The sequence below is a fragment of the Streptomyces sp. NPDC002680 genome (assembly GCF_042889145.1).
GTDB lineage: Bacteria > Actinomycetota > Actinomycetes > Streptomycetales > Streptomycetaceae > Streptomyces > Streptomyces adonidis.
Genome location: NZ_JBIAQP010000013.1, coordinates 185,323 through 204,858 on the forward strand (window position 1 = coordinate 185,323; position 19,536 = coordinate 204,858).

General features: G+C 71.5%; 20 protein-coding genes and 1 pseudogene. 6 read left to right on the forward strand and 15 right to left on the reverse strand.

Annotated features, from left to right (window positions below):
* The first annotated feature begins 38 nt into the window (after positions 1–38).
* Entirely contained in the window at positions 39–1,394 is a 1,356-nt protein-coding gene (locus tag ACFYXF_RS31905; protein WP_389354857.1) for an MFS transporter, read from the forward strand.
* A gap of 362 nt (positions 1,395–1,756) precedes the next feature.
* Here ACFYXF_RS31905 and ACFYXF_RS31910 read toward each other — a convergent pair whose 3' ends face one another.
* A complete protein-coding gene (locus ACFYXF_RS31910) occupies positions 1,757–1,906 on the reverse strand; it encodes a hypothetical protein (protein ID WP_389354859.1) in 150 nt (49 codons plus the stop codon).
* Positions 1,907–2,048: 142 nt separating this feature from the next.
* The gene (locus tag ACFYXF_RS31915; protein WP_389354861.1) at positions 2,049–2,486 is read right to left on the reverse strand and encodes a PPOX class F420-dependent oxidoreductase; all 438 of its coding nucleotides are present in this window, start codon (positions 2,484–2,486) and stop codon (positions 2,049–2,051) included.
* 95 nt (positions 2,487–2,581) lie between these two features.
* Here ACFYXF_RS31915 and ACFYXF_RS31920 point away from each other — a divergent pair, with 95 nt between their 5' ends.
* Genes ACFYXF_RS31920 through ACFYXF_RS31930 form a run of 3 tightly spaced genes read left to right on the forward strand, consistent with a single transcriptional unit; the run spans position 2,582 to position 5,829 of the window.
* Positions 2,582–3,169 carry a TetR/AcrR family transcriptional regulator gene (locus tag ACFYXF_RS31920; protein ID WP_389354863.1) on the forward strand — a complete coding sequence of 196 codons (588 nt, stop codon included), beginning with the start codon at positions 2,582–2,584 and terminating at the stop codon, positions 3,167–3,169.
* Positions 3,166–4,551: an MFS transporter gene (locus ACFYXF_RS31925; protein WP_389354865.1), complete on the forward strand. Its 1,386-nt coding sequence runs from the start codon at positions 3,166–3,168 to the stop codon at positions 4,549–4,551. The genes ACFYXF_RS31920 and ACFYXF_RS31925 overlap by 4 nt, the downstream gene beginning before the upstream one ends.
* A gap of 54 nt (positions 4,552–4,605) precedes the next feature.
* On the forward strand, positions 4,606–5,829 hold the full coding sequence (locus ACFYXF_RS31930; RefSeq protein WP_389354866.1) for a serine hydrolase domain-containing protein: 1,224 nt from the start codon (positions 4,606–4,608) through the stop codon (positions 5,827–5,829).
* A gap of 35 nt (positions 5,830–5,864) precedes the next feature.
* Here ACFYXF_RS31930 and ACFYXF_RS31935 read toward each other — a convergent pair whose 3' ends face one another.
* From ACFYXF_RS31935 to ribA, 6 genes are all read right to left on the reverse strand, one after another.
* Positions 5,865–7,061 (reverse strand): saccharopine dehydrogenase family protein, encoded by a 1,197-nt coding sequence (locus tag ACFYXF_RS31935; protein ID WP_389354868.1) that lies wholly within the window; start codon positions 7,059–7,061, stop codon positions 5,865–5,867.
* Positions 7,054–8,109, reverse strand: coding sequence for a saccharopine dehydrogenase (locus ACFYXF_RS31940; protein WP_389354869.1), 1,056 nt, complete (start codon positions 8,107–8,109; stop codon positions 7,054–7,056). The genes ACFYXF_RS31935 and ACFYXF_RS31940 overlap by 8 nt, the downstream gene beginning before the upstream one ends.
* Positions 8,106–9,272: an NAD(P)/FAD-dependent oxidoreductase gene (locus ACFYXF_RS31945; protein ID WP_389354871.1), complete on the reverse strand. Its 1,167-nt coding sequence runs from the start codon at positions 9,270–9,272 to the stop codon at positions 8,106–8,108. Before ACFYXF_RS31945 ends, ACFYXF_RS31940 begins: the two co-directional genes overlap by 4 nt.
* Before the next feature lie 151 nt (positions 9,273–9,423).
* Positions 9,424–9,693, reverse strand: coding sequence for a hypothetical protein (locus ACFYXF_RS31950; RefSeq protein WP_389354873.1), 270 nt, complete (start codon positions 9,691–9,693; stop codon positions 9,424–9,426).
* Complete coding sequence (locus ACFYXF_RS31955) at positions 9,690–10,670, reverse strand: ornithine cyclodeaminase family protein (protein ID WP_389354874.1); 981 nt, start codon at positions 10,668–10,670, stop codon at positions 9,690–9,692. The genes ACFYXF_RS31950 and ACFYXF_RS31955 overlap by 4 nt, the downstream gene beginning before the upstream one ends.
* Positions 10,671–10,775: 105 nt before the next feature.
* Positions 10,776–11,432: a GTP cyclohydrolase II gene (ribA, locus tag ACFYXF_RS31960; RefSeq protein ID WP_235473729.1), complete on the reverse strand. Its 657-nt coding sequence runs from the start codon at positions 11,430–11,432 to the stop codon at positions 10,776–10,778.
* A gap of 38 nt (positions 11,433–11,470) precedes the next feature.
* On the opposite strand from ribA, the pseudogene ACFYXF_RS31965 reads away from it, so the two are divergent.
* Positions 11,471–12,196: pseudogene (locus ACFYXF_RS31965) on the forward strand (creatininase family protein); the annotation flags it as partial.
* Here the strand turns inward: ACFYXF_RS31965 and ACFYXF_RS31970 are convergent.
* The 6 genes from ACFYXF_RS31970 to ACFYXF_RS31995 form a co-directional block, all read right to left on the reverse strand.
* On the reverse strand, positions 12,085–13,422 hold the full coding sequence (locus tag ACFYXF_RS31970; RefSeq protein ID WP_389354876.1) for a lysylphosphatidylglycerol synthase transmembrane domain-containing protein: 1,338 nt from the start codon (positions 13,420–13,422) through the stop codon (positions 12,085–12,087). The pseudogene ACFYXF_RS31965 and the gene ACFYXF_RS31970 sit on opposite strands and share 112 nt — an antisense overlap.
* A complete protein-coding gene (locus tag ACFYXF_RS31975) occupies positions 13,419–14,453 on the reverse strand; it encodes a trans-aconitate methyltransferase (protein ID WP_389354878.1) in 1,035 nt (344 codons plus the stop codon). Before ACFYXF_RS31975 ends, ACFYXF_RS31970 begins: the two co-directional genes overlap by 4 nt.
* Before the next feature lie 172 nt (positions 14,454–14,625).
* Positions 14,626–15,045 carry a hypothetical protein gene (locus ACFYXF_RS31980; protein WP_389355105.1) on the reverse strand — a complete coding sequence of 140 codons (420 nt, stop codon included), beginning with the start codon at positions 15,043–15,045 and terminating at the stop codon, positions 14,626–14,628.
* Entirely contained in the window at positions 15,042–16,205 is a 1,164-nt protein-coding gene (locus ACFYXF_RS31985; RefSeq protein ID WP_389354880.1) for a glycosyltransferase family 4 protein, read from the reverse strand. The genes ACFYXF_RS31980 and ACFYXF_RS31985 overlap by 4 nt, the downstream gene beginning before the upstream one ends.
* 83 nt (positions 16,206–16,288) lie before the next feature.
* On the reverse strand, positions 16,289–16,687 hold the full coding sequence (locus tag ACFYXF_RS31990) for a 6-pyruvoyl tetrahydropterin synthase family protein (RefSeq protein ID WP_389354881.1): 399 nt from the start codon (positions 16,685–16,687) through the stop codon (positions 16,289–16,291).
* Positions 16,688–16,796: 109 nt separating this feature from the next.
* Positions 16,797–17,774: a zinc-binding alcohol dehydrogenase gene (locus ACFYXF_RS31995; protein WP_389354883.1), complete on the reverse strand. Its 978-nt coding sequence runs from the start codon at positions 17,772–17,774 to the stop codon at positions 16,797–16,799.
* 106 nt (positions 17,775–17,880) lie between these two features.
* Between ACFYXF_RS31995 and ACFYXF_RS32000 the strand changes: the two genes are divergently transcribed.
* A complete protein-coding gene (locus tag ACFYXF_RS32000) occupies positions 17,881–18,675 on the forward strand; it encodes a CDP-alcohol phosphatidyltransferase family protein (RefSeq protein ID WP_389354885.1) in 795 nt (264 codons plus the stop codon).
* A 127-nt stretch (positions 18,676–18,802) separates the two neighbouring features.
* Here ACFYXF_RS32000 and ACFYXF_RS32005 read toward each other — a convergent pair whose 3' ends face one another.
* Positions 18,803–19,516, reverse strand: a complete 714-nt coding sequence (locus tag ACFYXF_RS32005) for a YcnI family protein (RefSeq protein WP_389354887.1) — start codon at positions 19,514–19,516, stop codon at positions 18,803–18,805.
* Positions 19,517–19,536 lie beyond the last annotated feature (20 nt).

Genomic DNA, 19,536 nt, shown 5'->3' on the forward strand with positions numbered 1-19,536 from the left:
ACTCCGCCTACGTTGGAGTTCCCTCGAAGGAGCACGCCGTGTCCGTCCCCGCAGCACCCCTCGACGCCCCACCGGGCGGCCAGCCAAGGAAAGCCGCCACGGCCGCCTGGATCGGCAGCGCCCTGGAGTACTACGACTTCTTCATCTACGGCAGTGCGGCTGCCCTGATCTTCCCGAAGATCTTCTTCGACGACTCGGACCCGGCCACCGCGACGCTGCTCTCGCTCGGCACCTTCGGTGTCGCGTACGCCGCCCGGCCGGTCGGTGCGCTCTTCCTCGGCCACTTCGGCGACCGGCTCGGCCGCAAGAAGATCATGGTCTTCACGCTGATCCTGATGGGCGTCTCGACGTTCCTCATCGGCTGCCTCCCCACCCGCGACCAGGTCGGCACCCTCGCCCCGGTCCTGCTCGTGCTCTGCCGTGTCCTCCAGGGAATCTCGGCGGCCGGTGAGCAGGCCAGCGCGAACTCCATGACCCTCGAACACGCGCCACCGGGCCGGCGCGGCTTCTTCACCAGCTTCACGCTGAGCGGGACCCAGGGCGGTCAGCTCCTCGCCACGCTGGTCTTCATCCCGGTCGCGGCCATGCCCGAGGACCAGCTGCTGGCCTGGGGCTGGCGGGTGCCGTTCTGGCTGAGCATCGCGGTCGCCGTCGTCGGCTACGTCATCCGCCGCAAGCTGGAGGAGACCCCGGCCTTCGCCCAGCAGGCCGCCTCCGAGGGTGTCGTGAAGCTGCCGCTGCTGATCCTGCTGCGCGAACACTGGGCGGACGTGCTCCGGGTGATCGCGGGTGCGCTGGTCGCCTCCGTCTCGACGATCTTCACGGTCTGGGCGCTGGCATACGCGACCAGCGACGCGGTGGGCATGGACCGCTCGTCCATGCTGTGGGTGGCCGCGCTCGCCAACCTGGTCGCGCTGGCCGCGATCCCGCTGTGGGCCACGCTGTCCGACCGCATCGGCCGCCGCCCGGTGTTCCTGGCCGGCGCCGCGGGCAGCGGGGTCATGATGTTCGTCTACCTGTGGGCGATCTCCACCGGCTCCTACCCGTTGATCCTGGTCCTCGGCATCATCACCTTCGGCGTGGTCTACAGCGCCGCGAACGGCATCTGGCCCTCCTTCTACGGCGAGATGTTCTCGACCCGGGTCCGCCTGTCGGGCATGGCGATCGGCACGCAGATCGGCTTCGCCGTCGCCGGTTTCGCGGTCACCTTCGCCGCCGAGATCGCCGGTCCGGACGGGGACGACTGGTTCTCCGTCGCCCTGTTCACGGCGGCGTTGTGCGTCCCGCCGGTGCTGGCCGCGATCACGGCACGCGAGACGCACCGGGTGCCGACGGAACGGCTCGGTGAGCGTGGCACCGAGAACGTCGCGGAGCGCGCGACGGTCTCCGCCTGACTCTCTCCCCCCAAGTCCCCGAACAGCCCTGGGCTGTTCGGGGACTTGGTCATTTCCATCCGGAGTGCCCCGCTTGATACCTGTCGCATGGTTGACAGTTGACGTTTCACGCAACAACATCGGCCAAAACGAGCACAAAAGAACAGTGCCTCCGCGCGTACCGGCCGATTTCAGGGGCGGCCGGTGCGCGCGGTTCCGCCGTTGACCTTGCCGCTCTTCGACGACGACTTCAGGGTGCAGTTGCTCGCGACCTGCACGGACTCGTCGGTTTTCCGGTCGGGTGTCGAGGAGTTACTGGCGGGGACGGGGGTGCCGGTACTGCCGTGGGTGCGGGCCGTATCGGGGAAGCGGGACTGTTGCCGTCAGCCCCAGTGGGTGGCGAGGGTGCCGATGCCTTCTGGGCCGTGCAGCAGGGCCAGCAGTAGTCCGGCCCGGCACGCGAAGGTGCCAGTGAGCGTGCCACCCTCGGCGAACAAGGTCCAGACGTGGGCGAGTTGGGGATCGTTCCGCACCCGGTCGTGGACGAGGTGGGCGACCTCGGTCAGCTGTCCGGGGGGGCGTGGGCGCGACGACCTCTCGCCCCGCGATACGGCCGGACCAGGTCTCCTGCGGACGAACGTGCACGCTGACGGAGGGTCAGCCACCGTCGTTCGCTCAGCGAGGCGGAATCCCGTACGCCCTCTCCACCCTGATCCGCAGCACGAGCCGCCCGTCCCGGACCATCGCCGCGCGATAGTCGTCCCAGTCGGGATGCTCGCCGCGCACGGCCCGGTAGAGGCGGATCAGCTCCTCGACCGTCTCGTCGCGCGGGTCCTGCGCCACCGGCGTCAGGTCGGCCGTGCCCTCGACCACGGTGTACGCCCAGCGGTCGCCGCTGGTCACGTGGTACGAGACGCGCGGGTCCCGGCGCAGGTTGCGGGTCTTGGCGCGGGTGTCGGTGAGGGAGATCCGGACGGTGCGTTCGTCGGGGTCGTAGGTGTGGTTGACGTTCGAGAGCTGGGGGCGGCCGTCCGCCTTGAGGGTCGTCAGCACTCCGCCGTCGTACTCGGAGAGCAGCTTGAGGAGCGCGTCCTGCGTGTCGTCCTGAGTCATGTCTCCATCAACGGTGCGCCCATGCGACTCCATTCCGAGCTGCGCCCACTTGAGCGCGGTAGACACTGTCTACCGGACGCTGGTAGACAGTGTCTATGAGTGACTCCCTACGCACCCGCCTCATCGACGTCGGCGTCGACCTGGTGACCACGGAAGGCATCCACGCGCTCACCCTCCGGGAGATCGCCCGCCGCGCCGGTGTCTCCCACGGCGCGCCTCGCCGCTACTTCCCGACCCATCTGGAGCTGCTGTCGGCCATCGCCCGCCGTGGCTTCGTCGAGCTGGCGGCCAGGGGCGAACGGGCGATCGAGGAGAGTGGGCACGGGACCGGCGGTACGGCGGGGCCCCGGGAGCAGATCGCCCTGCTCGGGCGCGTGTACCTCGACTTCGCGCTCGCCAACCGGGGCATGCACGAGCTGATGTTCCGTCACGATCTGCTGGAGAGCAACGCGTTGGGACTGCGCGAGGCCAGTCTGCCCGTCTTCGCCCTGCTGGTGGATCGCGTCGGGCAGGTCCGGCCCGACGCCGACGCCCGGCTCGTCGCGGGCGCGTTGCTCGCGAACCTCTACGGCATCGCCCAGCTCTGGGCCTGGGGCAGCCTCCAACTCACCACCGGGGCCGACGACTTCGCGCCCCTGCTGCGTACCGCCCTCGACGCGCACCTCGGGCCGGAGGAACGATGAGCGCGCATCGGCGGGTCGCTCTCGCGAGCAGTGTGATCGGGGCGGTGGTCGTCGCTCTCGACGGCACCGTGCTGACCATCGCTCAGCCCACCCTGCAACAGGATCTGCACGCCTCCTTCGCCGACGTCCAGTGGACGAGCACCGGGTATCTCATCGCGGTCGCGAGTCTGCTCGTGTTCGCCGGGCGGCTCGGGGACCGGTACGGGCATCAACGGCTGTTCGCCATCGGGGTGTTGGGCTTCGGGGCGGTGTCGGCGGGTATCGGGGGCGCGTCCGGCGTGGGCTGGGTGATCGGACTGCGGGTCGTCCAGGGCGTGTTCGGCGCGCTGCTGCAACCCGCCACGCTCGGGATGCTGCGCGCCGCGTTCCCGCCCGACCGGCTGGGGATGCCGATCGCGTTGCGGACCAGTGCGATCGGGGTGGCCGCCGCGGCCGGTCCGCTGGTGGGCGGGGTGCTGGTGACCCATCTGGGCTGGCGGTCGGTGTTCTTCCTGAACGTCGTGCCGGCGCTGCTGCTGGGCGTCCTGGCGCTGGTCGTACGTGCTCCGGGCTCGCCTCAGGCCGCTCCCGAGGCCGGCCGCGCGCGGCTCGACCTCCCCGGTGCCGCGCTGCTCGCCCTGGCCCTCGCCTGCCTCGTGCACACGCTCGTCGGGGTGCCGGAGCACGGCTGGAGTGCCTCAGCCGTCCTCGGGCTGCTCACGGCGGCCGGCGCGGGCCTGCTCCTCGTACGCCATGAGCGGCGTACCACCGACCCGCTGTTGCCGCCCGATGTGCTCGCATCGGCGGCCGTGGGTGCCGCGCTGGCGATTCTCGTGGCCGCGTCGGCTGCGATGTTCGGCACACTCTTCGTGGCCAGTTATGTGCTCCAGGACGAGCTGGGCATGGACCCGTTGCGGACCAGTCTGGCCGCGCTGCCGGGTGGCGTGGCGATGGTGCTGGGGGCGCCGGTGGCCGCCGTACTGCTGCGTCGGTACGGGGCCCGGCGTACGACCGTGGCCGCCCTGGCGCTGCTCGCGCTCGGGGTGCTCGTGCTGTTCCGGGCGGCCGGGACGGGGGCGGTCGGCGGTGGATTCCTGCTGCTCGGAGCGGGTTTCGGCACCGTGATGGTGACTGCGACAGCCGTCGTCGTACGGCATGCGGCGGCCGAGTCGGCGGGGGTGGCGGGCGGGTTGCAGCAGACCGCGATGAACGTCGGACCGGTCCTCGGAGTGGCCACGGCGGCCACGCTCGCCGCCGTCACCGACGGGCTGCGGACGGCGTTGCCCGTGCTCGCGGGTATAGCGGTCGTAGGTGTACTGGGCGCCCGGAAACTGCCGGAACTGGGTGACCAGAGGGCGACGGCCACCCGCTCTCTGCGTCACCATGGGGGTTCTGAGGCCTGAGGTGGTCCTGTCGGGGTATGACAGGACGGCACTTCAAGCGACCGGAGGGGAACGATGGCACAGCTGCGACAAGAGGTCGATCCGAGCGAGGTCGGACTGGATGTGAAGGCGCTCGACCGCCTCGACCAGCACTTCGCCCACTATGTCGACGAAGGGCGGCTGCCCGGCTTCCTCGTGTCCGTGGCCCGCGCCGGTCGCGTCGCGCACCTCACCACGCACGGCCGGCGCGACATCGCGGCCGACCTACCGGTCGAGGCCGACACGATGTGGCGGATCTACTCCATGAGCAAGCCGGTCACCTCGGTGGCCGCGCTGATCCTGGTGGAGGAGGGCCGGCTCGGGCTCACGGACCCCGTGTCCCGCTTCCTGCCGGAGTTCGCCGACCCGCAGGTGTACGCGAGCGGCTCCGGGGACGACCTCACAACCCGGCCCGCCCAACCCCTCCTGATCCGCCACCTGTTGACCCACACGGCGGGCCTGACCTTCGCGTTCTACCACTCGCACCCCGTCGACGCCCTCTACCGCGAGGCCAACCTGGAGTCGTCGGTGGTGCCGGGCTCGACCCTGGCCGAGACCTGTTCGGTGTACGCGGGTCTGCCGCTGCAGTTCGAGCCGGGCACCCAGTGGAACTACTCGGTCGCCACGAACGTCCTCGGCCGGGTCATCGAGGTGGCGTCCGGGCAGCCGCTCGACGAGTTCGTCGCCGACCGTGTCTTCCGTCCGCTCGGTATGACGGACGCCGGTTTCTGTGTGACGGGCGAACAGGCGGACCGGCTGGCCGAGTTGTACGGGGAGACCGAGGACGGCGGTATCGAGCCGACCCTCGGTCTGCCGCTGAAGTCCCGGCCCCGGTTCCTGTCCGGCAGCGGCGGCATGGTCGTCACGGCCCACGACTACCACCGGTTCATGGAGATGCTCCGCCGGGGCGGCGAACTCGACGGCGTCCGCCTCCTGTTGCCCGAGACGGTGGCCCTGATGACCTCCAACCACCTTCCGGACGGCGCCGATCTGCGTACCTTCGGCGCCCGTCCGCACGACGAACCCGGCAACGCGGGCCTCGGTTTCGGCCTCGGGGTCTCGGTGGTGATCGACCCGGACCGCACGCCGGCCCCGACCGGCCTCGGCACTTATGGCTGGAGCGGGGTGGCGACGACGACGTTCTGGGTCGACCCGAGCCGTGATCTGACCGTGCAGTTCATGACCCAGGTGCGACACAGGACGAGCCAGTCGTACTGGCAGGATCTCCGACGGCTTGTGCACGAGGCCGTAACCGATTAGCCGCCGCTCGACAGTTGGCGGGGAGCGCGCCACCGTCAGCCGACGGTGAGCCTGAACTCCAGTCCCTCCCCGCCGAGTTCGCTCAGCCATTCTTCCGAACGCCGTGCCGTCTCGGCGGCGCGGCTCAGGCCCGGCGGCAGCGAACCGTCGAGGATGTGCCGGACGCCCAGGGCCAGTGTGCGCGAGACACAGCGGGCCATCGCGCTCTCGACCGCGTCGCCCTCCAGGTCGAGGAGATAGCGGCCGGACCAGGTCCGCCGCCCCGAACCGTTCTCGCTCTGCCCCTCCCCGTCCACATCGAGGGAGACCGCCAGGACCACGCGGTCGCGGTCGGCGTCGGTCGTCGGGTAGCGCGCCGCCAACTCCCTTGCCAGGGCGCCGATCCGCTCGTCGTCGCCGCCCTTCAACTCCTCGAAGACGGAGTCCCAGGCGCTCAGCCAGCCGTCCAGACGCAGAGTGCCCCGGACGAAGGTCTCCGCCTTCCACGCCGTCGGCAGTTCGTACTGGCCGACGAAGGGCAGGCTGTCCCGGTTCGGGTACACCTCGAAGGTCTCCCCGTCGATCGCGTGCGGACGCGTGACCTCCCAGGGCCGGTCCGCGACCGTCTCGGCGCCGTCCTCGATGTAACGGGCGGGCGAGCGAAGGGCGTTGAGGACTCCGGCGGGCGCCCAGCTGAACCGGTACCTGAAGTCGTTGGGCACCGCGGGGATGCCTCCGCAGTACGAGGTGAGGCGGTACGAGGCCGGTGTGCCGGTGCCGATCGCGTGCTCGGCGCGGGTGACCAGGCTGTGGGCGAAGAGGTGGTCGATGCCCGGGTCGAGCCCGCACTCGGTGAGGACGACCAGACCCGCCGCCTCGGCTGCCGGTACTTGCTCAAGTACCGCCTCCGATACGTAACTTGAGCACGCGAAGTGCGCCCCGCCCTGTACGCAGACCGCCAGCAGCGGGGCGTGTTCGGGCGCCGGGAGCATGGAGACGACCACGTCTCCGGGGGCGAGTTCGGCCGTGAGCGCGGGGAGGGTGTAGGCGCGGGGTTCGGCGCGGCCGGTGAGGCCCAGGTGGGCGAGGGCCTCGGCGGCGCGGTCCTCGGTGCGGTGCCACACGCGGACCCGCCCGGCCGTCTCGCACAGTGCGGCAAGGCCGCCGCCCGTGGACAGGCCCGCGCCGATCCAGTGGACGGTGCCGCCGGCGGGGACCAAAGTGCCCGCATTCGGCGGCGACTGCTCACTCATGGTCCAACTCCTCCTTGACGATGCCGAGTTCACGGCACACCTGATGGAACCGTTCCAGACAGCGCCCCCACGCCCCGCCCACCTCGAAGTCGAGGAGCTGGGGCACCAGGGCTGCCGAGAAGTCCGTGCTCGCCTCGCGGGGCAGCAGGGACGGCAGGTTGTCGATGGCGATCAGGTCGAGCGGGGGCTCGTCCCGGAGGCGGCGCACCGGGGTGTCCCAGGTGGTTGCCGTGTCGTAGACCGGGAGGAGGTTCATGGGTGAGCCGACGTCGACGGTGACGTCCGAGAGGGTGCGGAGGCGGCGGCCGGAGGTGTCCAGGTCGTCGTCGGTCAGAAAGGGCGGGACCGGGCGGGTGGTGAGCACGGTGTTGACCAGCAACTCATGGGCCAGCAGGGCCGGTCGGTCCAGGTTCCGGGTCTCGGCCAGGTCCCAGCAGGTGGGATCGACGCCGGCCTCGTCGAGCGCGACCCGCGCACCCCGGCCGCTGCGGCCCAGGGCGCCGATCACCAGCGCGCTCAACCGGGTGCCGGGTGACCGGAGTTCGGCCTCCAGGGCCTCCTTGGTGGTCGGCAACAAGGGCGTTGTCAGCTTCCCCCGGTGCTGGAGCACGGCGAGTGCGGCGCCGAGATATCCGGCCCAGTAGCCGAAGGCCGCCAGCCGCCTGCCCTGGTCGTCCGCCAGGTACTCCAGGTCCAGCAGGGCCCCGCCCCCGGCGACGAAGCGACGCAGCAGCTCGGCCGCGCCCGGCTGGCCCTTGTAGGCGTGCCCGAAGAAGATGTGCCGGTGGCGCAACTCGCCCGGCTCGTCGGGGAGTTCCTTGAGGCCGACGATCACCGCGTCCGAGGGTGCGGAGACCCAGGACCCGGCGTCGGCGACACCGCAGCCGACCGCCTCGTACTCCTCGATCGGGAAGATCCGCTGCGGGGACTCCTCCACGGTCAGGCGTACTCCCGCCTCGACGAGCCGCCGGGCGTCGAACGGGACGACAGCGGTACGGCGTTCGGTCGTGCGGGTCTCGTGGCGCAGCCACAAGTGGAGCTGGGTCATACGAGGTTGACCTCCGGGCGCAGGGCATCGGCCGCGAAACGGCCGGCGTTCAAGGGGCTGATGTCGACGAAGGGTACGCGTCCGAGGTAGAGGTCGCGGATCACCTCGCCGACCGCCGGGCCCTGGAGGAAACCGTGGCCGGAGAAGCCGGTCGCGTAGAGGAAGCGGGAGACCGAACTCGCCTCGCCGATCAGGGCGTTGTGGTCCGGGGTGATCTCGTACAGGCCCGCCCAGCCGCCGGTGCGGCGCAGGTCGAGCAGGGCGGGCGCCCGGTGTTCCATCGCCTCGTACAGGCGGGGGATCCAGCGGTCGTGGGTCTCGGTGGCGAAGCCGGTCGTCTCGTCGGGGTCGGACATGCCGAGGAGCAGGCCGGGGCCCTCGGTGTGGAAGTAGAGGCTGCTGCTGAAGTCGATGGTCATGGGGAGCGTCGGTGGCAGTCCGGGGACCGGTTCGGTGACCGCGATCTGGCGGCGCAGGGGGTCCACGGGCAGGTCCACGCCCGCCATCGCGCCCACGGCCCGGGACCAGGCACCGGCCGCGCAGATGACTGTGTCGGTGGCGATCCGCCCCTTGTCCGTGACGACGGCCGTGATGGTGTCACCACCGCCCTCACCGTCACCGTCGCGCTCGATACCGGTGACCTCGGTGTGGCGCAGGACGGTCGCGCCGTGGTGGCGGGCCGCGGCGGCGTAGCCGTGGACCACCGCTTCCGGGGTGCAGTGGCCGTCGTCGGGCGAATAGGCCGCCGCCAGCAGGCCGTCGGTGGTGATGAGCGGCGAGAGCCGGCGGGCCTCGGCCGGGGTGAGCATGCGGCTGGGCACGCCGAGGCCGTTCTGGAGTTCGACCCCCGCCTCGAAGGAGGCAACGTCCTCGGGTGTGGAGAGGAGGAAGAGATAGCCGACCCGGTGCAGTCCGATGTCGTGCCCGATCTCCTCCCCGAACCGCCCGAACGCCTCCAGACTCCGCGCCCCGAGCTGGATGTTCAGCTCGTCGGAGAACTGCGCCCGCACCCCACCGGCCGCCCGTGAGGTCGACCCGGACGCCAGTTCGTCCCGCTCGACGAGGACGACGTCCCGTACGCCTGCCCGGGCCAGGTGATAGGCGATGCTCGCGCCCATCACGCCACCGCCGATGACGACCACGTCGGCCCGTGTCGTGGTCATCGGCCCACTCCCCGTGTCGCATGGACAACCGGCCAGGCGGCCGCCACATCCTGTACACCGAGCCCGATGTCGCCCGGGCAGGTACGGACGGACCGCACACCCGCGCCCGCCGCCCCACCGCCGCTCACGACCACGCCCACCCGCGTCATAGTCATCGACCCACTCCCCACGCCCCATGGACAACGCCCCAAGCCGCCGCCACGTCCCGTACACCGAGCCCGATGTCGCCCCGGCAGGTACGGGCGGACCGCACACCCGCGCCCGCCGCCCCACCGCCGCTCACGACCACGTCCGCCCACGTAATGGTCATCGACCCTCTCCCCACGCCCTTCACACCGGACCCACTGTCGTCCAGGCCGGTACGGGCAGGGTGCGCGCCCGCGTCGACCGCAGCCTCGCCCGCCCGCCGCAGGGCGCTCATCGGTTCTCTCCCCGTGCCGCGCGCACGACAGCCCAGGCCGCCGCCGCGTCCTGCACGCCGAGTCCCACGCTGTTGTAGAAGACGATGTCGTCGGGGCCGGTACGGGCGGTCCGGGCGCCCGTGAGGATGTCGCCGAGGCCGATCAGGGCCTCGCGGGGCAGCAGGTGGTCCCGTAGGGCGTCGATCACCGGGCCGGCGTGCTTCGTCGCGGTCTCCGGGTCGTCGACGACCACGGCCGCTGACCTCCGTAGGACCTCGGCGTCGACCTCGCTGCGGGTCGGTTCGAACGAGCCCACGCTGACCACCGTGCAGCCGGGCGCGAGCCAGGCGCCGTGCACGACGGGGGTCTTGCTGAGCGTGCAGGTCGCGACCAGAGAGGCCCCGGTCACCGTCTCCTCCGGGGTCGCGGTCGCCTCGGCGGCGATGCCGAGTTCCGCCGCGAGTCGTTCCGCCGCTCGCTCGCGGCGCTCCGGGGTCGGGCTCCACACCCGTACGGACTTCAGGTGCCGTACCCGGGCGACCGCCCGTGCGTGGGCGAGGGCCTGGGTGCCCGAGCCGATGAGGGCCAGTTCGGCGCTGTCGGCGGTGGACAGCGCGTCGAAGGCCACGGCACTGGCGGCGGCCGTACGCAGGGTCGTGACGGCCGTGCCGTCCATGACGGCGGCGAGTTCGCCCGTCACCGGGTCGAGGGCGGTGATGACGGCGTGCACGGTCGGCAGGCCGGCCGCCGCGTTGCCTGGGTTGACGCTGCCGAACTTCGCCACCGCGCCGGTGTCCTTGGACAGCCGGGAGACGTACGCGAAGACCACACTGTCGTCGAAGCGGCTGGGATGCATGATCTTCCCGGGCAGATCAGGCGTACGGGTACCGCCCGCGCCCAGCGCGCCGAACGCCGCGCGCTGCGAGGCGATCGCCGTGTCGGGGTCGAGGAGGGCCGTCACCTGGTCCCGGGAGAGGAAGAGGACGTCGTCGGTCATTCCCTCTTCCTTTCCGGAATCGGGGCTTCTGGCACCCCCCGCGCGCGTCCGAGTGACGCACGCCCCCAGATCGGACTCCCGGCCGGGTCCCCCGTCAGGTCAGGATCAGGACCAGTGCGCCACCGCGTCCAGGTGCGGCAGGACGTGGTCGAGACGCTCGCGCTTGGTCCGCAGGTAGGTGATGTTGTTCTCGCACGGCGGGATCAGCAGCGGCACGTCCTCGGCGATCTTGATGCCGTGGCGGAGCAACGCCTCGCGCTTGCGCGGGTTGTTCGACATCAGGCGGACCGAGCGGACGCCGAGGTCGTGGAGGATCTCCGCCGCGACCCCGTAGTCGCGGGAGTCGACCGGCAGGCCCTGCGCGAGGTTCGCCTCGACGGTGTCCAGGCCCTCCGACTGGAGCTGCATCGCGCGGAGCTTGGCGAGCAGGCCGATACCCCGGCCCTCATGCCCTCTGAGGTACACGAGAATGCCCCGTCCCTCGGCGACTATCGCGCGCAGCGCGGAGTCGAGCTGGTCGCCGCATTCGCAGTGCTGGGAGCCGAACGCGTCGCCGGTCAGGCACTCGGAATGCAGCCGGGTGAGTACGTCGTCCTCGGTGATCTCGCCGTAGACCAGCGCCACTTGCTCGTCACCGCGATCGTGGTCCATGTAACCGACCGCCTGGAAATCGCCGTACACGGTGGGCAACGGCGCATTAACGACGCGTTCGACTCCCGACGGCTGGGAGGCTTTGCCGAGTACGCCAATTTTTTCTGTCATGATCTGGTTCCTAAGCAGAGACGAAAGGCCGTGAGAACATGGATGATTCGGGAATACGGTTGCCGGTGGACACTACGGAAGACGTACGGACGCGAGCCGCCGGCGTCTCAACGCAGGTCGCCGTTCTTCCGGTCGGGAGCTTCGAACAGCACGGTCCCTTCCTCCCGTTGACGACGGACACCCTGGTCGCGTGTGCCATTGCCCGGGAGATCGCAGCCGCGTACCCGGTGCACCTCCTTCCGCCGGTGACGATCGCCTGCTCGCACGAGCACGCCGCCTGGCCGGGAACCGTCAGCATCTCCTCCGTGACCCTTCACGCGGTAGTACGGGACATCGCCGATTCGCTGCGCCGCTCGGGCGTGGACGCCCTGGTGGTCGTCAACGGACACGGCGGAAACTACGTACTGGGCAACGTCGTTCAGGAATCCTCCGCGCGCGGTGAGCGGATGGCGCTGTTCCCGGCCGCGGAGGACTGGGAGACGGCGCGCGAGCGGGCCGGAGTGGTGACCTCGCTGCTCACCGACATGCACGCGGGGGAAATCGAGACCTCCATCCTTCTGCACGCTCATCCCGAATTGCTCCGTCCCGGTTATGAGACCTCTGATTTCGTCGCCGACGACCGCCGGCATCTCCTCACCCTCGGCATGGCCGGTTACACCGATTCCGGTGTCATCGGCCGTCCTTCACTGGGTTCCGCCGAAAAGGGGAAGGCGTTGCTGGCGAGCTTCGCCGACTCCTTCGGGGCGTATTTCTCGATGCTCACCGAGTCCGGGGACGTCGATTCGGTGAGCACCGAGGGCTTCGCGGAGTCCGCGGGCTTCGTGGACTCCGTGGACTCCGAACGCTCCGTGGGCGACCAGAAGTAGCGGACGACCAGGACGACCGCGCCGGGCAGGGCGGCCACAAAGCTCAGTACTCCGTACACGACGGCGACACTTAGCCCCATGCTCGCGCCCAGCCCCGCCGCGCCGAACGCCCAGGCGGTGACGCCCTCGCGGGGGCCCCAGCCGCCGACGTTCAGCGGCAGTCCCATCGCCAGCAGCGCCAGTACGGCCAGCGGCAGCAGCTCGGCGACGGAGGCCGAGGAACCGGCGACCCGGGCCGCGACCACGAACATGCCGAGGTGGCCGGAGAGGACGATCACCGAGGAGAGCGCCACGCCCGGCAGGTTCTCGCGGGAGAGCAGGGCGCCACGGGCTTCGGCGAGTACGGCGTGCACGGCGCGGGCCTTGCGGGCCGCGACGCTCGGGGCCCGGTTCATCCGGACCGCGACGACGACCGCGAGGGCGCCGACGGCGGCGAAGGCGGCCATCAGGGCGACCCTGCGGGCCTCGGCCATCACCGGCGACGGCTGGGTCAGCAGAACGCCCGCGCCGACGGAGAGCAGCGCGATCTGTCCGGCGGCCCGTTCGAGGACGACCGCGTGGACTCCGCGTCCGACGTCACCGGCGCTCTGTCCGTGCCGTACCGCGCGGTGCACGTCGCCGAGGACGCCGCCGGGGAGGGCCGCGTTCAGGAACAGCGAGCGGTAGTAGTCGGCGGTCGCGGTGCCGAGGGGCAGCCTGATACGGAGACTGCGGGCGACCAGGACCCAGCGCCAGGCGCTGAACACCGTGGTGAGCAGGCCGATGCCGAGGGCGATGAACAGGGTCGGTACGTCGATGCGGCGCAGGCCGTCGAGGAAGACGCCGGTGCCGAGGCGCCAGAGGAGTACGCCGAGGATCGTTGCTCCGGCGAGGGTTCCCAGGTGGGGCCTCAGGGCTCGGGCGGCTCGGCGGAGTCGGCTCGGGGGTGTCGCCTGGGGGGTGACCCTGTCCCCAACGAAGCCGATAACTCCGGCGCGGCCGGAGGACGAACGTACCGCCGGATTGGTAGTTCGTCGGACGCGGGCCGGTGGGGGCTGGTCGCGCAGTTCCCCGCGCCCCTGGCAGGGCGCTGGCGCGCGCCCGCCGATGACAACCTCGGGCGCGTCGACCGTCTGAACGCTCATGACGTCGTCCCGCCCTTCGGCCTCGCCAGTGCCAAGAGGTCGCTGTGGTGGACCTCCACCCGCAACTCCCCCGCCGCGCACGCCTCCAGGCGGGCGGCGAGGTATTTGTCGGCCTTCGGCTTCAGGGCCGGGCGTTCCTCCACCGCTGCCGCGACCCAGCCGCGCAGCCACTCCGCGGTGAGCGGGGCCTCTACGGGGCCGAGGCGCCAGGCGCTCGGGTGGACGTGGACGGTGGCGCCGCGCTGGTCGAAGGCCTCGCAGGCCGCCGTGACCGCGTCGGGGCCGAGCAGTCCCGCCCGTCGCTGGTGGGCGTTGAACGCGTCGGCGATGTCCCCGTCCAGGGGGTCGGGGGTGCCGAACTCGACGCGGCCGGCCACGGACAGGGTCAGCAGAGCCGGGCAGCCGACGCCCGCGCAGGCCGTCGCTAGGGCGTCGACCTCCTCGCGGGTGAGGACGTCCAGCAGGGCGGAGGCGGTGACCAGCGAGGCGCCGACCAGGGCGTCGGAGGTCAGCCGGGCGACATCGCCGCGCCGGGTCTCGACCGTCACGCGGCTGCCGTCGGCGGCGGCGCGCGGGGAGGCCACGGCGGCGAAGTGCAGCAGGTAGGGGTCGCGGTCGTGCAGGACCCAGTGCTGGGCGCCGTCGAGCCGGGGCGCGAGCCAGCGGCCCATGGAGCCGGTGCCGCAGCCCAGGTCGTGGACGACGAGGCCGCCCGCCTTGCCGGGCAGGTTGGCCAGCCGAATCCGAAGCGGGTCGAGCAGTTCGACGGCGCGCGCGGCGGCGTCGGCGCCCTCGCGCAGCTCCAGCCAGTCGGGCGCGTACCGAGGCGGGTCGTCGGGCCCGGCCTCGCGCAGCCGGATCGTGCCCCGCTCCCCCGGATTGACCGGCCCGGCCCCGGCCTTGACGTCCCGGTGCGTGGGCTGCGCCGGAATCCCGGCGGCGGGCTTGGCATTCGTGTCCACCGGAGTCACCGGTCCCCGTCGCTGGATCTCGGACGCCGCCGAAGTCGTGATCGTCGTCGCCTTCTTCATGCCGCGCTCCTTGCTTCTGGGGGAGTCCGCTCCGGCGTCCTCATGAGACTCCGCAGCACGGCCACCCGGCGTCCCCGAGCGGCAACCAGCTCCACATCGGCGTCCACGGACGCCACCGAACCCGCCCGCCCCACCTCCGACCCGGCCGAAACCACCACCGTCGTCGCCTTCCTCATGCCGCGCTCCTCACTCGTCCGGGAGTCCGCTCCGGCGTCCCCACGAGACTCCGAAGCGCGGCCACCCGGCGTGCCCGGACGGCGACCAGCTCGACGTCAGTTGCCACGGATGCCGCCGACCCCCGCGAGGTTCCCGAGGGAATCCGGCCCAGCACCCCGACGGCACTGCGCAGGGCGGCGACCCGGCGTGCCCGGGCGGCGACCGGCTCGATGTCGTCGGCCCTGAGCGCCTCCGGCCCGGCCGAAGTCGTCGTCGTCGCGTTGCTCACGTCGGCCTCCTCGCATCCCGGGAGAATCGCCCGTTGCAGCAGTGCCACTTCCCTGCGTCCCTGAACGGCCGCGGCTTCGGCGTCGGTGGCCACGAGCACCACCAGCCCCGAGCGTCCGGCCGCCGGCATGGTCATCGCCCTCTTCATGCCGCCCTCCGAGGTTCCCAGGGGATCCGGCCCAGTACTCCGGCCAGGCTTCGTGCCGTCGCCGCCCAGCCGTCCAGGGCCGCGCGGCGGCCCCTCGCCGCTGCCTTCAGACGGCGGCGGACGTCCGCCTCGCCGAACCAGCCGCGCAGTTCCGCAGCCAGGGCCGCCGGGTTCTCCGGCGGTACGAGGATGCCGGGGACGCCTCCGTCGGGGGCACGGCCGACCGCCTCGGGGAGGCCGCCGACGTCCGTCGCGAGGACCGGGATGCCGCGGGCGAGGGCTTCCGTGACCGCCATGCCGTACGTCTCCGCGTAGGAGGTGAGGACCATCAGGTCGGCTGCCGCGTAGGAGGCGTCGAGCTGGGCGCCCGCCTGGGGGCCGGCCAGGTGCAGGCGGTCCTCCAGGCCGTGCCTCGCGATCAGGGCGCGCAGGTCGGACACGTATTCCGGGTCCTGTTCGAGGCCGCCTACGCAGACGCAGCTCCACGGCAGGTCGGTCACCGCGGCCAGTGCCTCCACCAGGCGGTGCTGGCCCTTGCGCGGGGTCACCGCAGCCACGCACAGGAGGCGGGAGACGCCGTCCGTGCCGGAGGCGAGGGGGGCGATGTCCGCGCCGGGCGCCGCCATGTGCACGCGGTCCGGGGCGAGTCCGTGGTGGGAGACGAGGCGTCGGACCGCCCAGTCGCTGGTCGCGATCACCGAGGGCACCGCCCGCAGGACGGTCCGCTCCAGGGCGTCCAGCTCGGCCGCGACCGCCGGGTCGAGGCCCGTCTCGTCGCCCAGCGGAAGGTGCACCAGCACCGCGAGGCGCAGCCGTTCGACCTCCGGGACGATGATCTCGGGGACCCCGCAGGCCACCAGACCGTCGAGCAGGACGACCGTGCCGTCCGGCAGCTCGCGCAGCGTCCGCGCCAGTTCCGCGCGGGCGTCGGCGCCGGGCCGGGGCCACTCACCGGCGACGGCGTGCTTGTGCACCTGCCAGCCGAAGCCGGGCAGGTCGAGGCTGATCCGCCGGTCGTAGGCGTTGCCCCCGCTCGGCGTGGCCGGGTCGTCGACGCCGCCCGGCATCACGAAGTGCACGGAGCGCAGGGACATCGGGATGATCGCCGCGTTCTTGAGGGCCGCGTTCTGCACCGGCACGTAGTTGAGCGTCTTCTGCACGTGAGCCTGTACCTGTACCTGAGCCGGGGCGGCCGGAACAGCCGCCGGGGAAAGGGAAACCGCGCGGTCGAGGGTCGTGTCGGTCACAGGGCACGCTCGTAGCTCGCCCAGGCGACGTGGGATTCGTGCAGGGTGACGGCCAGGCCTGCCAGGCCCCGCGCGCCCTCGCCCAGCGCACCCTTCTCGATGCGGGCGGCGAGCCGGTCGGCGATGACCTTGGCCAGGAACTCGGTGGAGGTGTTGATACCGGCGAAGTCGGGCTCGTTGTCCAGATTGCGGTAGTTCAACTCGCTCACCACGGCACCGAGTTCCTGGGTGGCCAGGCCGATGTCGACGACGATGTTGTCCTCGTCCAGCTGTTCGCGGCGGAACGTGGCGTCGACGAGGAACGTCGCGCCGTGCAGGCGCTGCGCGGGCCCGAAGACCTCGCCGCTGAAGCTGTGGGCGATCATAATGTGATCGCGGACGGTGATGCTGAACAACGGACGACCCTCCAGGTGCGGCGCGTCTTGCCCCGTGCTGATCGCTGCCGGAGCATGCCGTGTAGTACGGCTGCTCAGGGCAGCCTGTTCAACGGGTTCAACGGCTTGTTCAATCGGAATAGCGGACGCGGTGGCAGAGGGCCGGGATCTCCCCGGAGGCCAGCTTCGGCAGCACGTCCGGGAGTTCCTCGAAGTCGCTCTCCCCGGTGATCAGGGCGTCGAGCGCCGGGTCCGCCAGCAGGTCGAGGGCGAGGGCGAGCCGGTCGGCGTACGTACGGCCGGGCCGCGCGGACGGTGACACGGTCCCCACCTGGCTGCTGCGCACGGTGAGCCGCCGGGAGTGGAAGGCCTCGCCGAGCGGCAGGCTGACGCGCCGGTCGCCGTACCAGCTCAGCTCGATCACCGTGCCCTCGGCGCCGAGGAGTTCGAGCGAGCGCGCGAGCCCCGCCTCCGTGGCGCTCGCGTGGACGACCAGGTCGCACTCCCCCAAGGCGTCCTGCGGCAGCGCGAAGTCGACGCCGAGCGCCTCGGCGGTCTTCGCCCGCCCGGGATCGGCGTCCACCAACTGCACGCGCACGCCCGGGAAGCGGGCGATCAGGGCGGCCACGGAACAGCCGATCATCCCGCCGCCGACCACGGCGATCCGGTCACCGGCGAGCGGCGCCGCGTCCCAGAGGGCGTTCACCGCGGTCTCCACGGTCCCGGCGAGCACCGCCCGTTCGGCGGGCACCGAGTCCGGCACCACTGTCACCGCGCCGACCGGGACGACGTACCGCGTCTGATGCGGATAGAGACAGAAGACGGTACGGCCGACGAGCGCGTCCGGGCCCTCCTCCACGACACCGACGTTGAGGTAGCCGTATTTCACCGGCCCGGGGAAGTCGCCCTCCTGGAACGGCGCCCGCATGGCCGCGTACTGGCTGACCGGGACCCCGCCCCGGAAGACGAGCGTCTCCGTGCCACGGCTCACGCCGGAGAACAGGGTGCGTACGAGCACCTCGCCCTCGCCGGGCGCCGCCGGCTCGACGTCACGGATCTCTCCGTGGTCCGGCGAACCGATCCAGAACGCACGTGCGGCGCGCTTCATCGGAGTCCTCCTGAACGCTTGGGAAGTTGTTCACGTACCGAGATGTGCACAGTCCGCGCACAGTACGCGGCATGATCCACTCTGTACATACGGCGGAGGACGAGCGGTGGCCCTGAACTACACGTACGACGTAAGGCCGGCACAGCAGGAGACCGCTCTGGGAGCGGGCATTCAGATCCTGTTGCTGGCCCTGCTGGGCTCCGCCATCGGTCTGGGCCCGGCGGGCTGGCTGACCGGGCTGACGTTCGCGTTCGCCACCTGGGCCGTTCTGTCCCGCGCGCTGCACCGGTCCGGGTCGAAGTCCTTCGGCCCCGCCAACCGTGTGACCCTCGGCCGGGCGACCCTGGTCGGCGGGGTGACCGCGCTGGTCGCGGACTCCTTCGAGAGCTCACCGCCGGTCACGCTGTTCGTCGGTCTGACGGCCGTGGCCCTGATCCTCGACGGCGTGGACGGCAAGGTCGCCCGCCGCACCGGCACCTGCTCGACGCTGGGCGCGCGCTTCGACATGGAGGTCGACGCGTTCCTGATCCTGGTGCTGAGCGTGTACGTGTCGATGTCGCTGGGCCCCTGGGTCCTGCTGATCGGCGGTATGCGCTACGCCTTCGTGGCGGCGGCCCGCGTCCTGCCCTGGCTGAACGCCCCGCTCCCCCCGAGCACCGCCCGCAAGACCGTGGCCGCCCTCCAGGGCATCCTGCTGCTGGTCGGCGCCTCCGGCTACCTGCCCCTCGCGGCCACGCAGGCGGTCGTCGCGCTGGCCCTGGGCACGCTGGTCTGGTCGTTCGGCCGGGACATCCTGTGGCTGTACCGGACGTCCCACCCGCGTACGGTGCCGACCGCGTCGTTCGCCGACGTGGAGCAGCAGCTGCGCGCACTGGTTCCGGCCGAGTCCGTGTCCCGCTGAGGTACGGGCCTGGTGAAGGAGGGTGCGCGCAGCGCCCCGACAGGGGCGCGGGGCTGTATTGATCAGCGGCTCCGCCGCGGGGCGCGACCAGCCCCCACCGCCCCGCGGCCGAAGAACTACCCATCCCTTAACTCGACGAACGTGAACCTCGGGTCCTGATCAACGCGAACGCCGCCGCACCAAGCCCCAGCACCCCCACAACCAACCCGGCGATCCCCAACCCACGAGCGGTCGAGTCACTGGCCGAGGCCGAGGCCTGACCGGCCTCGCTCTTGACGGAAGCCACCGCCGGTGAAGTCGCGGCTGTCAGTTTCAGCGTGGGCGCCGGATTCTCCGGCTCCTCCTGCCCCGCCTCAGGCGTCTCGATCCAGCGAACGACCTTGCCGTCGGAGTAGGTCTGGAGGGTCTTGAAGGCCAGCTGATCCGCGTCATCGGGGAGTTGACCGAACGCGACGTCGAAGTCCTCGTACTCCCCCTCCCCGATCTTGCCGCCGGACCAGGTGATCTCGGAGACGGCGTCGGTGATCGTCCCGTCGTCCGTCTTGATCGGCGTCTTGAGCTTGGTGGTCGTGACCTTCGCGGTCCAGCCCTGCTCCGGCGTGACCAGCACGCCGAGGACGGGGTGGTCGGTGGGCAGGAAGACCTGGACCTTCGTGGTGCTCGCCGTGTCCTCCTCGTTGGGGACCCGGAAGGTCAGGACGCCGTCCGTGGCGCCCTTGGCGTAGCTCTCGGGGTGCACGGTGACGTGCGCGAAGGCGGAACCGGCCGCCGCGAGGACACCGGCGGCGGTGAGACCGGCGACGACGCCGGCGCGGCGCAGGGTGATGCGTGTGGGGAACATGAGCGGAACTCCGTATTTCC

What these genes read in the sequence shown, in the direction of transcription:
- ACFYXF_RS31975 (WP_389354878.1), bottom strand. Translation starts at nt 14,453, where the DNA reads ATGAAGAAGGCGACGACGATCACGACTTCGGCGGCGTCCGAGATCCAG.
- ACFYXF_RS31925 (WP_389354865.1), top strand. Translation starts at nt 3,166, where the DNA reads ATGAGCGCGCATCGGCGGGTCGCTCTCGCGAGCAGTGTGATCGGGGCG.
- ACFYXF_RS31995 (WP_389354883.1), bottom strand. Translation starts at nt 17,774, where the DNA reads ATGAAGCGCGCCGCACGTGCGTTCTGGATCGGTTCGCCGGACCACGGA.
- ACFYXF_RS31970 (WP_389354876.1), bottom strand. Translation starts at nt 13,422, where the DNA reads ATGAGCGTTCAGACGGTCGACGCGCCCGAGGTTGTCATCGGCGGGCGC.
- ACFYXF_RS31955 (WP_389354874.1), bottom strand. Translation starts at nt 10,670, where the DNA reads ATGACCGACGACGTCCTCTTCCTCTCCCGGGACCAGGTGACGGCCCTC.
- ACFYXF_RS32005 (WP_389354887.1), bottom strand. Translation starts at nt 19,516, where the DNA reads ATGTTCCCCACACGCATCACCCTGCGCCGCGCCGGCGTCGTCGCCGGT.
- ACFYXF_RS31915 (WP_389354861.1), bottom strand. Translation starts at nt 2,486, where the DNA reads ATGACTCAGGACGACACGCAGGACGCGCTCCTCAAGCTGCTCTCCGAG.
- ACFYXF_RS31950 (WP_389354873.1), bottom strand. Translation starts at nt 9,693, where the DNA reads ATGAGCGCCCTGCGGCGGGCGGGCGAGGCTGCGGTCGACGCGGGCGCG.
- ACFYXF_RS31945 (WP_389354871.1), bottom strand. Translation starts at nt 9,272, where the DNA reads ATGACCACGACACGGGCCGACGTGGTCGTCATCGGCGGTGGCGTGATG.
- ACFYXF_RS31930 (WP_389354866.1), top strand. Translation starts at nt 4,606, where the DNA reads ATGGCACAGCTGCGACAAGAGGTCGATCCGAGCGAGGTCGGACTGGAT.
- ACFYXF_RS31940 (WP_389354869.1), bottom strand. Translation starts at nt 8,109, where the DNA reads ATGACCCAGCTCCACTTGTGGCTGCGCCACGAGACCCGCACGACCGAA.
- ACFYXF_RS31980 (WP_389355105.1), bottom strand. Translation starts at nt 15,045, where the DNA reads ATGAAGAGGGCGATGACCATGCCGGCGGCCGGACGCTCGGGGCTGGTG.
- ACFYXF_RS31920 (WP_389354863.1), top strand. Translation starts at nt 2,582, where the DNA reads ATGAGTGACTCCCTACGCACCCGCCTCATCGACGTCGGCGTCGACCTG.
- ribA (WP_235473729.1), bottom strand. Translation starts at nt 11,432, where the DNA reads ATGACAGAAAAAATTGGCGTACTCGGCAAAGCCTCCCAGCCGTCGGGA.
- ACFYXF_RS31935 (WP_389354868.1), bottom strand. Translation starts at nt 7,061, where the DNA reads ATGAGTGAGCAGTCGCCGCCGAATGCGGGCACTTTGGTCCCCGCCGGC.